Source organism: Chthoniobacterales bacterium (assembly GCA_036569045.1).
Classification (GTDB): domain Bacteria; phylum Verrucomicrobiota; class Verrucomicrobiia; order Chthoniobacterales; family JAATET01; genus JAATET01.
In genome coordinates this window covers 1-12,258 of record DATCRI010000055.1, presented here as the reverse complement: position 1 = coordinate 12,258, position 12,258 = coordinate 1, and the positions used below count along the sequence as shown (strand labels likewise).

Here is a 12,258-nt window from a genome sequence, read left to right as displayed (position 1 = left end):
GTCAAAGCGGCATCAGGATTTCCATTGATTGGCGCAACCAGCGACATGCCACGCACCACAGTCGCGGCGGCAATGGTTGTTGTGTATCAGAGTCTGCCGCCGCCACGCCGGATCGCCGGAAAATTCGTTTCCGCGAGGATTTCCCTTGCGGCGAAGTCCCGCGAAGGCGAGGAGAATGCGGTGCCTCCCCAATTGCAGGAAGAACGCTTTTTCGTGCTACGCGACGGCACTCATCCGTGGACCGGGCCGTATTCGCGATCCGAGCTCGAGACGCCCTCCGGTGAGATCTCTCTCGGCAACCGCGATCTCGTCTGGTCCACGAGGCAGGGCTCCTGGCAGCCCGCCAATCGCGTTTTCAAGAACCCGACCGCCGGCACTCCCGTCGCGCAAACAGCTCCCGCTCTCGGTGACATCCTGCGCAGGATGACGATCGGCGTGGCGGTCATCGCCTCGGCATTCTGGGGGCTTTGCTGGCTCTCGACGGCGCCGCCGGAGGTTGAAGTCGATCCCTTTGTGCAGTTCGATCTCGAGGAAGATTTCGATGTGCCGATCAACGCCATCGACGCCGGCGAAATCGACAATGCCGAGGGGCCTTCTTCCACGCCCGATCTGTCGCCGGAGCCCGGCGAAGACTGGACCGAAAACTCGGGTTAGTGGCCGCTGCGGGTGCGGCCGATCGACTTCTGCAACACGATGAAGAGCAGCAGCAACGCGCCGACGGCGATCTTCGTCCACCAGGAATTCAGATTGCCCTGGAAGGTGATGAGCGTCTGGATGAGACCGAGAATGAGCACGCCCATGAGCGTGCCGGGAATGAACCCGACGCCGCCGGCGAGAAGCGTGCCACCGATGACGACCGCCGCGATGGCGTCGAGCTCCAGACCAACGAACGAGGCGGGATTGCCCGACTGCATGTAGAACGTGGCGACACATCCGCCGAGCGCGGAGAAGAATCCGGCCAGCGCATAGATGCCAATTTTCGTGCGGCCGATCGGCACGCCCATGAGCGCGGCGGAATTTTCATTCGAGCCGATCGCGTAGACATTACGGCCGAATTTCGTAAACACGCACACGAGGGTCGCGAGGATCACCACCACGATGAAGCAGGTGGCGGTGAAGGGGATCGAGACGCGTCCGACGAGCGGAATGGCGAGATCGCGGATGGTGTGGCTGTAGAAGGCGTTCTTGATCGCGAGCGATTCCTCCCGCACCACGAAGGCCATTCCGCGCATGAAGAACATGCCTCCGAGCGTGACGAGGAAAGGCGGCAGCGCGAAAAAATGAATCAGGCTGCCCTGCGCCGCCCCGAAGGCGACCCCGACGACAAGCGCGATGGCGATGGCCCCCAACGGGGCAATGCCCGCGCCGATCAGCGTGGCAATGAGAATGGTGGTAAAGGCGATGACCGCGCCGACGGAGAGGTCGATGCCGCCGGAAAGAATGACGAACGTCGCGCCCACGGCGGCGATGCCAAGGAACGCGTTGTCGCCAAAGAGATTCACGCCGACGCGGAGCGAACCGAAATTCGGATACAGGATGCACCCGATGGCATAGAGAGCGATCATCACGACCGCCGTCGCCAGCAGGGGAATGTATTTGGGATTCAGACGATTCATGCGCTGACCTCCTTCTTGCGGGGCAGCATTCGGGTGAAGAGAGCGCGGGCTCGGTCGCTTTGCAGCAGGCACACCGCGATGATGACGATCGCCTTCGGCACGGGCGCGATGTCGGCGCTGATGTTGCGCGCATACATCGTGGTGGTGAGCGTCTGGATGAGCAGCGCACCCACCAGCGAACCGAGCAGATAGAAACGCCCTCCGGTAAGCGCCGTGCCGCCGACGACGACCGCCAGAATCGCATCGAGTTCGGCGTAAAGGCCGGCGTGATTCGCATCCGCGCTCTTGATTTCCGCCGCGGCGACGAGGCCGGCGAGGGCGGAGCAGAAGCCGAGGAAGACGTAGGTCGTGAACTTGACGAAGCGCGAGTTCACGCCGGCGAAGCGGCTGGCGGTATCGTTATCACCCACGGCTTCGATGAGCAGGCCGAGCGCCGTGCCGCGAGTGAGCGCGGCGGTGACGCCGAGCATCAGGAGCACGAGGATGAAGTTGAAGGGCAGCCCGAGCACGTAGCCGTTCGCAATGAAGACAAGCGTGGGATCCGTGAAGTTGATGATCTGGCCGTCGGTGATGAGCTGCGCGATGCCACGGCCGGCCACCATCAGGATGAGCGTGGCCACGATCGGCTGAATGCCGATGCCGGCGACGAGCGCGCCGTTCCACGCACCGAGCAGCAGGCTGACGCCGATCGCCAGGGCAATCGAGACCGCCGGAGAGCATCCCCAGCTCACGGCGGCCTGCGCGAGAACCGCGCCCGAGACAGCCATGATCGCACCCACGGAGAGATCGACCCCGCCGGTCGCGATGACGAGCGTCATTCCCAGGGCGAGCAGCATCACGGGCACGCCCTGCTTCAGCACGTCGATGCGCGCGCCGTAGAGGTGGCCATCGCGAATCTCCAGGCCGAAGAAGCCGGGCGTGAAGAGCTGGTTGAAAAGGAGCAGCAGGCCAAGGGCGAGCAGCGGCCAGAAAATGCGCTGGCGGCGGGCGACGACAAGCAGCGCAACGAAGACCGGCCAAAAAAGGATGCTGACGAGGCTAAGCATGGGAGGATGCCTCGGCCGCAGGGGCCGCGATCTGGTTCATGATGGCGTGTTCGTTGATCTCTGCGCCGGCGAACTCTCCGACCTTCTTGCGGTCGCGCAGCACGACGACGCGCTGGCTGGTGCGGACGACTTCTTCCAGCTCGGAGCTGATGAAGATGATGGCGAGCCCTTCCTTGCGGAGAGAGTCGATAAGTTTCTCGATCTCCGCCTTGGCCCCGACGTCGATGCCGCGGGTGGGCTCGTCGAGAATGAAGAGGCGCGGCTCGGTCGCCAGCCATCGGCCGAGGAGGACTTTCTGCTGGTTGCCGCCGCTGAGATTCTTGATGAGCTGCTCCGGGCCGGGCGTCTTGATGCGCAGGGCCTTGATGAACCGGTCGGCGAGTTCATCCTGCGTCTTTCGCGACAGCTTCCGCCACGGTCCGCGGCTGGCCTGCAAGGCGAGCACGATGTTCTCGCGAATGGAAAGGTTCGGGATGATGCCGTCTTCCTTGCGGTTTTCCGCCGTGAAGGCAATGCGATGCCCCATCGCGGCCCGGGGCGAGTTGATCTTCACCGATTTGCCATCGATGAAAATCTCGCCGGTTTCCGGCCGGTCGACGCCGAAGATCAATCGGGCCGTTTCCGTGCGACCGGAGCCAAGCAAACCGGCCAGGCCGACCACCTCGCCGGGGCGGACGCTGAGATCGATCGAGGAGACCGAGCCGCGGCGGCCGAGATTTTTGATCGCGAGGAACGGTTCGCCGAGCTGGATGCTCGCGGAGTCCGGATGCTTCTGCTCCAGCGCCTCCACGTCCTTCACGTCCTTGCCGATCATCCGCGCCACGAGCTCGAGGCGGGGCAATTCCTTTGTGAGATACTCGCCGACGAACGTGCCGTTCCGCAGGACGGTGATGCGATCGGTGATCGAATACACCTGATCCATGAAGTGGGTGACGAAGACGATGCCCATGCCCTCGGCGCGCAGCTTGCGCATGACCTTGAAAAGCTCGGCGACCTCGCGTTCGTCGAGACTGGAGGTGGGTTCATCGAGAATCAGCAGCTTCGCATCGACATCCATCGCGCGGGCGAGCGCGACCATCTGCTGGACAGCGATCGAGCAGGAGGAGAGCTGGCGATTGACGTCGAGGTCGAGATCGAGCCGGGCCAGGGCCTGCTTCGCGCGTTTCGTGATGGCGCCCCACTGGATCTTCCCGAAGCGGGTCGGCTGCCGACCGAGACAGATGTTCTCCGCGACCGAGAGGTCGGGAATAAGATTCACTTCCTGATAGACGGTGCTGATGCCTGCCGCCTCGGCGTCGCGAGTGCTCCGCGCGTGAATGGGAACTCCCTCCAGGTGAACCTCTCCGGCATCACGCTCGTAAACGCCGGTCAGCACCTTGATGAGCGTGCTTTTGCCGGCGCCATTCTCCCCCATCAGCGCATGCACTTCCCCGCGGCGGACGGTAAAGTCGACGTCCGAGAGCGCGCGCACTCCGGGGAAACTTTTCGAGAGGCCGCGGACCTCCAAAAGGACGTTTTCGCTCATCAAGGAAGCTCGGTAAGAGGGTCGAAGACCGGCCTAGTATTGGCGCTTCGGCAGTTCAGCCGCGGCCTTCGATTCGTCGAATACGCCCTCCTCCACGACGATGCGCTTCGGCTGCGACTGGTTCTTTGCGGCAGCCTCCACGGCATCGAAGAGCTGGGGCCCGATGAGCGGGTTGCACTCGACGGTGCAGTTCAACTTGCCGGCGACCATGGCTTCGAAGGCGCCTTTCACGCCGTCGACGGAGACAATGATGATGTCCTTGCCGGGCTTGAGGCCGGCTTCCTCGATGGCCTGGATCGCGCCGAGCGCCATGTCGTCGTTGTGCGCGTAGAGGACGGTAATGTCCCTGGCATCGGGGGCCTTGAGGAAGGCGGCCATGACTTCCTTGCCCTTCGCGCGGGTGAATTCACCGCTCTGCGATTTGATGATCTTCATGTCGGGATATTTGGAGATGACCTCCTCGAATCCCTTCTTGCGATCGATGGCCGGCGCGGAACCGGGCGTGCCCACGAGCTCGGCGATCTTCGCCTTGCCGCCGGTCTTTTCCGCGAGCCATTTTCCGGCGCGGCGACCTTCCTCGGTGAAGTCCGAACCAATGAAGGTCACGAAGAGCGAGTCGTCGGTGACGTCGACGGCGCGGTCGGTGAGGATCACCGGAATGCCGGCCTGATGAATCTCCTGCAGGACGGGCTCCCAGCCGGTTTCGACCACCGGGGAAAACGCGATCACGTCCACCCCCTGCGCCACGAAGGAACGCAGGGCCTTGATCTGGTTTTCCTGCTTCTGCTGGGCATCCGAGAAAATGAGTTTCACGCCCCGCTTTTCCGCCTCGGCCTTGATGGAATCGGTATTCGCCGTGCGCCAGGCGCTCTCGGCGCCAATTTGCGAAAATCCGACGGTGAGCGACTCCTTGCCGCCTCCAGCAGCTCCGCCCTCCTTTTTCTGGCAACCAACAGTAAGGAGACAACCAACAGAGAGGAGGGCGAGTGCGGGGAACAGATTTTTCATGGAATTCAGGGAGGGTGATGCTGTGACTGGTTTACGAAAAAGAGTTGGAGAATCGATTCACGATCGGATTTCGCGAGCGGGAATCCGTCGTAGAAAGCGAAACGGCGAAGTCCGCCGACCGCCTGCACTCAGAGGACCGTGACATGTTGCGACTATTTTGTCCCGGGAGATTTTTTGGCAATCGGGCCTCCGCTTGACAGTAAAGCCTTCCGTATCGCGAGCGTCGACAGTCCCGGGAAATGACCGGGGCATCCACGGCGCAAAGTTTGATCCGTCTCATCTTCATTCGGAGGGCGAAAAACCCCACTCGTATCGCGAAGAACAGTCCGCGACAACCTCATTGGCGCCTGCGAGCAGGGGAAGCCTGCAAACGGCATCGCCATCCACCCGCCGGCGAGACATTCTTCCCGCATGTCCACGGACATTCTCACCCTGACGAAGGAGATTCGCGATTTTCGCGACGCGCGCGATTGGCGGCAATTCCACAATCCGAAGGAACTCGCCATCGCGATCACGGCCGAGGCCGGCGAACTCCTCCAGCATTTTGTCTGGCAGAGCCCCGAACAATCCGACCTCCGAATTGTCGAGCGCCGGGCGGAGATCGAATCCGAGATCGCCGACGTGGCGATCCTTCTCTTCGAGCTCGCCGACAACTGCGGCATCGATCTCGCCGCCGCCATGCGGGCCAAGCTCGCCCGCAACGAGGAACGCTACCCGGTGGCCAAGGCAAAAGGGTCGAACCGCAAATACAACGAGCTGTGAGCGACGGCGCCACGCCTCCCGAGCCACACCGTCGCCGTCCGCGCTACGCGGGAAAATATCCGCGTCGGTTCGAACAGAAATACAAGGAACTCGCGCCGGAGAAATATCCCGAGACCGTCGCGAAGGTCATCGCCTCGGGCAAGACACCCGCCGGCGCGCATCTGCCGATCATGGTCGACGAGATCCTCGAAGCGCTCGCCCCAGCGCCCGGCAACGTCTTCGTGGACTGCACCCTCGGCTACGGCGGCCACGCGGGGGCGATTCTCCCCCGGCTCCAGCCCGGCGGCCGATTGATCGGCCTCGATGTCGATCCCCTCGAGCAACCCCGCACGGAGCAGCGCCTGCGCGCCCGGGGATTTGACGAAGCGACGTTCGCCGTTCGTCGCTCGAACTTCGCCGGTCTGCCCAGGGTCATCGCCGCGGAAGGCCTTGCCGGCGTGGATGGCATTCTCGCCGATCTCGGCCTTTCCTCGATGCAGATCGATGCCCCCGCCCGCGGATTTTCCTTCAAGGTTCCCGGTCCGCTCGACATGCGCATGAACCCCGGAAAAGGCCTGCCAGCCTCCGCCCTGCTCGCTCGCATGAGTCCCGGGGCGCTCGCCGAATGCCTGACGGAAAACGCCGACGAGCCCCGCGCGACGCAGCTGGCCGAACGCCTCGCCGGAGGCAACTTTGCGCTGACGACGGAACTCGCGGCCGCCATCCGCCAGACCCTGCCGGCCATTTCCGAAGACGAGCGCGAAAGGACGGTGCGGCGCGTTTTCCAGGCATTGCGGATCGCGGTAAACGAGGAGTTCACGGCCCTCGACACGCTGCTCCGACATCTGCCGGAGTGCCTGAATCCCGGCGGGCGCGTCGCGATCCTCACGTTTCATTCCGGGGAAGATCGTCGCGTGAAAAAGGCCTTCCAGGCCGCGCTGCGCGACGGGCGATTCTCGCGAATCTCGGAGAATGTCGAGCGTCCCAGCGCGGAAGAATGCCGGGCGAATCCCCGCGCCACTTCGGCGAAGCTGCGCTGGGCGATTCGCTAGGTCGGGGCGTCGTTACGCCACGGCCGGCGGCGTCGCCTTGCGTCGGCCCATTGCCCGCACGCCGAAGTAGCCGCAGGCCAGCGCCGCGATCAGCAACGGCACCCCGATAAGCGGTCGGAAAGCCAGCCAGGCCAGGGCGATCGTCACAAAGCTCAGGCCAGCCGCGAGGAAGAACGCGACCAGTCCGGCCCCCGCGCCGACGATGTTCCCGATGAAAGGAATGACGTCGGCGAGCACCGACAGGGGATTCGCAATCAGCACAAGGCCCAGAAACATCATCACAAATCCGGCAAGCCGCAGCAGCCACGTGATGATGGTGTTCTCCTGCTCCGCCGCCGCGAACATGTTCTCCGCGCTCACCGTGCCAGCCTCGAGGAGCTCGATGCTTCCCAAACCCTTCACGGCATACGGCTCGAAGGTCGTCTGAATCTGCCGCGCCAGGATGCTCACCGGGCCTGGCTTCACCACCTCGAAGCTCACCTTCATATCACCGATCGCCGGCTCCCGGGGATTCGCCCCCAGATAAAAACCCTCTCCGGCCACCGCGACAGGAAGTCCGAAATCATGGGAAATCGCCGCCTTGTCTTTCGCCGACACCGCCTGCGGCTGAAAATTGTCGATTCGGGATACCAGACTTTCCGGCAGCGTGAAGGCGCCCACCGTAATCGGATCTGCCACGAATGTCTCCGCGCGCACCGGCCACTCCTTCGGATTCTCGTGCCCCTGCGGCGTATGGAAGGAATCCGAATTCACCGCTCCAGAACTCCACGACTTCGCGTAGGTGTAGGTCGTCACCGTCTCCTCGCCGCCGCCGAGCTTCTTGCGCGTCTCGGATTTCTCATCCTCGCTCCACTGATACATCTCGACCTTGCGACGCAGCTTGATGACCGGCGCGGTCAGCCCAAATTGTTCATCGCTCACGGCCTCCGTAGCCACGAGGTCGCCGGTGACGTGCACCAGCCGGCCATCATTCGCGGCATCGATGAGCGCAGCCGGCACGGAGACCGTTTCGCCGCGACCGACCTGCAGCGTCTTGATCCGCTTGATGGCTCGGCCCTCATTCCACGTCAGCAACGGAAAGGCCGCGAAAAACAGGAACACTCCGACAAGCACGCCGGCAATCGCGCCTCCGAGGCGGGAAAACCAGGATTGGCTCGTAGTCTTCGTGACCGAATCGTTACCCATCCGGCCAAGCAATTCGTTCGACCCCAGGAAGTCAACGCGATTGACGACCCATCAAACTTTCCGTCCCACGAATCTTTTTCGCGAAGAAATGAAAAAAGAGTTTGCATTGGCACGGGCCATGCATACTATTCGCCTTGTTCTGGGGGGAACAGCAGGCCGTCGTGGCATTCGTCGCGGCGGCCTGCATTTTTTTGAAACCGATGTTTGTCTCCGCGCTTTCCTCTCCCGCTCTCTGGCAGCCCTTCCTCACGCACCCGATCTTTCGCGAGTCGCTCGCCTGGATCGCCACCCACGCCGCCTCGGCAGAACCTGGAATCTACGAGCTTGGACAGCCAGGATGGTTCGTGAACGTCCACGGCTACACGACGAAACCCGAGGCGGAATGCGTCTGGGAAAATCATCGGCAGACGATCGACATCCAGTATCTCATCGAAGGCATCGAGGGCATCCGCCTGCTGCCCGTCGCGTCGCTCGGCGAACCCACCCTTTTCAAGGCAGAAAGCGACACGGAAAAATTTGCGCCGCCCACGGAGGTCGGCCACCTGCTGGCCCTTCGCCCCGGTGAGTTCGCCGTGTTTTTTCCCGGGGAGGCCCACTGCCCGAAGATCGCGATCGGCGAGGGAGCTCCGCTCCGGAAGCTGGTCGTGAAAATCCCTGTTCGGCTCATCAGCTAGCGTTTTCATCCCCGCATTCGGCCGCGTCGCCGCGATCTTCGGGCATGAGATACCTCCATGACAAAGCTCGCGCCGGAGCCTGGGGCTGGGTGGCTCTTTGGCTGATCGGCATTCCCGTGCCGGTTCTGCTCATCCTCTTTCTGATTCGAGGCTGCACGTAAGCCGCGAATCATTTCCTCTCCGCGGGGCGGCACTTCATCGCGTCCAAAAGGGCGCGCAGGGCGGCCGGCATTCGGCCACGTTGCCAGATGACGAGAAAATCCCACTTCGCCGACGGATCGGCGATCGAAACGAACGCCACCCCGGGGACGACGATGTCTTTCAAATAGCCGGGCGCCAGCGCCACTGCGCCCTCTCCGCTCACCAGCGAGAACATCTGGGAAATGCTCTCTCCCTGCTGGACGAAGTTGGGACGAAAGCCGGCCTTTCGGCATAGCTGGATAATCCATCGGTCCCGCCCGGGCATGTCCGCTTCGGGTGCCGAAATAAATCGCTCCCCGCGCAAAGCCGCCAGCGAAATACTTCTCCTACCCGCCAGCAAATGATCAGCCGGCAACACCGCGACAACGGGCAGCGTTGCCAGTTTGCGCGTGTAAAACTCCTGCGAGGCCGCCGACCCCTCCTGTCCGGTGAGCGCCAGGTCGATTTCCCCCTTCCGCAACGCGCTGATCTGCTCGCCCGGTGAGAGGTCGAGCAGTTTCACCTTCACCTCGGGATGCGTGCGGCGCAGCGTCGCCAGCGCAGGATTGAGGAAGCTTTGCGCCGCCGAGCCAAGGTAGCCGATGCGAATGAGGTCGCGCTGCCCCCGGGCCAGACGCCGTGCCTCCGCGATCGCGACGTCGTAATCGGCCAGCACCTTCGGCAGCGCGCTGGCGAGCGCATGGCCGGCGTCCGTTGGCCGCACGCCGGCGGCGGTTCGCTCGAACAGGGCTCCGCCGATCTCCGCCTCGAGGACCTGCATCTGCCGCGAGAGGGCGGATTGCGACATGCGGAGACGCGCCGCCGCCCGGTTGAGGCTGCCCTCCTCCATTGCGACAAGAAACGCCCTGAGCTGCCCGAGCATGCCCGCAACATATGCACGACATGCATAACCTCAATGCCAAACCAGCATTATCGCGCCGCCTCGCGGAATCCTACCTTCGCCTCAACCAACACAACCAATGAAAGCACTCACCTACCTGCTCAAAACCGACAATACGCTCTCCACCCTCGTCCTCCGACTCACCCTCGGCGCCGTCTTCTTCCCGCACGGCGCGCAAAAAGTGCTCGGCTGGTTCGGCGGCTACGGCTTCACCGGCACGATGGGCTTCTTCACCGGCACGATGCACATTCCGGCGCTCTTCGCCTTCCTCGCGATCGCTGCGGAGTTTGCGGGTTCGATCGGATTGATTCTCGGTCTCGGCACGCGCATTGCCGCGCTCGGCATCGCCTCCACGATGGTCGTCGCCATTGCCACGGTGCATTCCCAGTTCGGCTTTTTCATGAACTGGACCGGCGCCCAGAAGGGCGAAGGCTTCGAATACCACCTGCTCGCCATCGGCATCGCAATCGCCCTCATCATCCGCGGCGGCGGCCTGCTCTCCGCCGACTCGGCCATCGCCAGGAAATTGAGCTGAACCCAACCGGGGGCGGTCAACCGGCCGCCTCCAACCCACCAAGATCATGAACATCTCCGGCCTCCATCACGTCACCGCGATCGCGAGCGATCCACAGCGCAACCTCGATTTCTACGCCGGCCTGCTCGGCCTGCGCCTCGTGAAACGCACGGTCAATTTCGACGATCCCGGTAGCTACCACTTCTACTTCGGCGACGCCGTGGGCACGCCGGGAACGATTCTCACCTTCTTCCCCTGGCCCCACGCCCGCCGCGGCATCCATGGCTCCGGCGAAACCGAGGCGAATGCGTTCGCCATTCCGGAAAACGCGGTCAGCTACTGGCTCGAGCGCCTGCGCGCCCACCGCGTGAACGCCAGCACATCGGAGCGCTTCGGCGAAACGGTCATCCGTTTTGAAGATCCCGACGGCCTGCCGATCGAGCTCATCGCAACCCCGACCTCCGACCAGATCCAACCCTGGACCGACGGCGGGGTTCCGGCGGAATGCACGATCCGCGGACTGCACGGCATCACCGCGATTTCGCATCACCCCGACGCGACCGCGCAATTGCTCACCGAAACCTTCGGCTATCGACTCACCCAGAAATCGGGCGACCGCACCCGTTTCGAAACGGCCGCTTCCGGCGCACCCGGGACGGTCATCGATCTGCTGGCCCGGCCGGACCTCGGCCCGGCCCGCCCGGCCGCTGGCTCGGTGCATCACATTGCGTTCCGCGCCGCCAACGACGCGCAGCATGTCGCCTGGCAGAACAAGGTCGCCACGCTCGGCTACGGCGTGAGCCCCGTGATGGATCGCACCTATTTCCGCTCGATCTACTTCCGCGAACCCGGCGGCGTGCTCTTCGAAATCGCCACCGACCAGCCCGGCTTCGCCACGGATGAATCCAGGGCCGAACTCGGCACGACCCTGCGCCTGCCCTCGTGGATGGAATCATCCCGTCCACGCATCGAGGACATCCTGCCGAAAATCACCCTGCCCGCAAAAATATGAAACCGACCACTCCACTCGACCGTCCTCACGTTCACGTGCCCGGCCGCTCGGCTCGCACCCTGCTGCTTCTGCACGGCACCGGCGGCACGGAGAACGACCTCCTGCCCCTCGGCCGCTCGCTCGATCCCTCCGCGGCGCTCCTCAGTCCGCGCGGACAGGTCCTCGAGAACGGCATGCCCCGCTTCTTTCGTCGGCTCGCCGAGGGCGTTTTCGACGAGGAAGACCTGATCCGCCGCACCCACGAACTGGCGGTTTTCCTCACCGCCGCCGCGGAGGAATACCAGTTCGATCCGAAGCAACTCCTCGCGGTCGGCTACTCGAACGGCGCAAACATCGCCGGCAGCCTGCTGCTTCTGCACCCCGGCACGCTTGCCGGGGCGGCCCTGTTGCGGCCGATGGTGCCGCTCGTCCCCGAAACGTCTCCGGATCTCGCCGGCACTCCGGTTCTGCTCGCCGCGGGGCATCACGACCCGATCGTGCCCGCAGAAAACACCCGCCGGCTCGCCGCGTTGCTTGCGGAATGCGGAGCGGACGTCACCCTGCGCTTCGAGAACGCCGGCCACGGCCTCACCGAATACGCCGTGGAGACCACGCGCCGCTGGCTCGAGGACCGCTAACCCGCGCCCTCCCGCTCGCGGCGAAACGCGCGGGGCGCGCGTCCGGTCCACTGCTTGAATGCCGCGGAAAATGCCGCCAGCTCGGCATACCCGCACTGCCGCCCGATCTCCTGAATCCCGAGGTCGGTCACGCCCAGCAGATGCTCGGCCCGGGTGCGCCGCGCCTTCCGGAGCCACCGGCCGGGAC

Annotated in this window: 14 protein-coding genes; 7 read left to right on the top strand and 7 right to left on the bottom strand. The window is 63.8% G+C overall.

Features of this window, described 5'->3' with window-relative positions; translation table 11 throughout:
- Window positions 1-45 precede the first annotated feature (45 nt).
- Window positions 46-654, top strand: a complete 609-nt coding sequence (locus VIM61_10550) for a hypothetical protein (protein ID HEY8900839.1) — start codon at window positions 46-48, stop codon at window positions 652-654.
- Here the strand turns inward: VIM61_10550 and yjfF are convergent.
- Genes yjfF through VIM61_10530 form a run of 4 tightly spaced genes read right to left on the bottom strand, consistent with a single transcriptional unit; the run spans window position 651 to window position 5,195 of the window.
- Window positions 651-1,616: a galactofuranose ABC transporter, permease protein YjfF gene (gene yjfF, locus VIM61_10545; protein HEY8900838.1), complete on the bottom strand. Its 966-nt coding sequence runs from the start codon at window positions 1,614-1,616 to the stop codon at window positions 651-653. The two genes, VIM61_10550 and yjfF, sit on opposite strands and share 4 nt — an antisense overlap.
- On the bottom strand, window positions 1,613-2,662 hold the full coding sequence (locus VIM61_10540) for an ABC transporter permease (GenBank protein HEY8900837.1): 1,050 nt from the start codon (window positions 2,660-2,662) through the stop codon (window positions 1,613-1,615). The genes yjfF and VIM61_10540 overlap by 4 nt, the downstream gene beginning before the upstream one ends.
- Window positions 2,655-4,187, bottom strand: a complete 1,533-nt coding sequence (locus tag VIM61_10535) for a sugar ABC transporter ATP-binding protein (protein ID HEY8900836.1) — start codon at window positions 4,185-4,187, stop codon at window positions 2,655-2,657. The genes VIM61_10540 and VIM61_10535 overlap by 8 nt, the downstream gene beginning before the upstream one ends.
- Before the next feature lie 33 nt (window positions 4,188-4,220).
- A complete protein-coding gene (locus VIM61_10530; GenBank protein HEY8900835.1) occupies window positions 4,221-5,195 on the bottom strand; it encodes an ABC transporter substrate-binding protein in 975 nt (324 codons plus the stop codon).
- A gap of 411 nt (window positions 5,196-5,606) precedes the next feature.
- Between VIM61_10530 and VIM61_10525 the strand changes: the two genes are divergently transcribed.
- Both VIM61_10525 and rsmH read left to right on the top strand, forming a co-directional pair.
- Window positions 5,607-5,957: a nucleotide pyrophosphohydrolase gene (locus VIM61_10525; GenBank protein ID HEY8900834.1), complete on the top strand. Its 351-nt coding sequence runs from the start codon at window positions 5,607-5,609 to the stop codon at window positions 5,955-5,957.
- Window positions 5,954-6,988, top strand: a complete 1,035-nt coding sequence (gene rsmH / locus VIM61_10520) for a 16S rRNA (cytosine(1402)-N(4))-methyltransferase RsmH (protein ID HEY8900833.1) — start codon at window positions 5,954-5,956, stop codon at window positions 6,986-6,988. The genes VIM61_10525 and rsmH overlap by 4 nt, the downstream gene beginning before the upstream one ends.
- A 12-nt stretch (window positions 6,989-7,000) precedes the next feature.
- On the opposite strand, the gene VIM61_10515 is transcribed toward rsmH, so the two are convergent.
- Window positions 7,001-8,173: a TMEM43 family protein gene (locus VIM61_10515; protein HEY8900832.1), complete on the bottom strand. Its 1,173-nt coding sequence runs from the start codon at window positions 8,171-8,173 to the stop codon at window positions 7,001-7,003.
- 134 nt (window positions 8,174-8,307) lie between these two features.
- On the opposite strand from VIM61_10515, the gene VIM61_10510 reads away from it, so the two are divergent.
- On the top strand, window positions 8,308-8,847 hold the full coding sequence (locus tag VIM61_10510; protein HEY8900831.1) for a YhcH/YjgK/YiaL family protein: 540 nt from the start codon (window positions 8,308-8,310) through the stop codon (window positions 8,845-8,847).
- Window positions 8,848-9,016: 169 nt separating this feature from the next.
- On the opposite strand, the gene VIM61_10505 is transcribed toward VIM61_10510, so the two are convergent.
- Complete coding sequence (locus VIM61_10505; protein HEY8900830.1) at window positions 9,017-9,910, bottom strand: LysR family transcriptional regulator; 894 nt, start codon at window positions 9,908-9,910, stop codon at window positions 9,017-9,019.
- A 97-nt stretch (window positions 9,911-10,007) separates the two neighbouring features.
- On the opposite strand from VIM61_10505, the gene VIM61_10500 reads away from it, so the two are divergent.
- Genes VIM61_10500 through VIM61_10490 form a run of 3 tightly spaced genes read left to right on the top strand, consistent with a single transcriptional unit; the run spans window position 10,008 to window position 12,071 of the window.
- Window positions 10,008-10,463 (top strand): DoxX family protein, encoded by a 456-nt coding sequence (locus VIM61_10500; GenBank protein ID HEY8900829.1) that lies wholly within the window; start codon window positions 10,008-10,010, stop codon window positions 10,461-10,463.
- A gap of 46 nt (window positions 10,464-10,509) precedes the next feature.
- On the top strand, window positions 10,510-11,454 hold the full coding sequence (locus VIM61_10495) for a ring-cleaving dioxygenase (protein HEY8900828.1): 945 nt from the start codon (window positions 10,510-10,512) through the stop codon (window positions 11,452-11,454).
- Complete coding sequence (locus tag VIM61_10490) at window positions 11,451-12,071, top strand: alpha/beta hydrolase (protein HEY8900827.1); 621 nt, start codon at window positions 11,451-11,453, stop codon at window positions 12,069-12,071. Before VIM61_10495 ends, VIM61_10490 begins: the two co-directional genes overlap by 4 nt.
- On the opposite strand, the gene VIM61_10485 is transcribed toward VIM61_10490, so the two are convergent.
- On the bottom strand, window positions 12,068-12,258 hold a 191-nt coding region (locus VIM61_10485; protein HEY8900826.1), incomplete at its 5' end, for a helix-turn-helix domain-containing protein. The two genes, VIM61_10490 and VIM61_10485, sit on opposite strands and share 4 nt — an antisense overlap.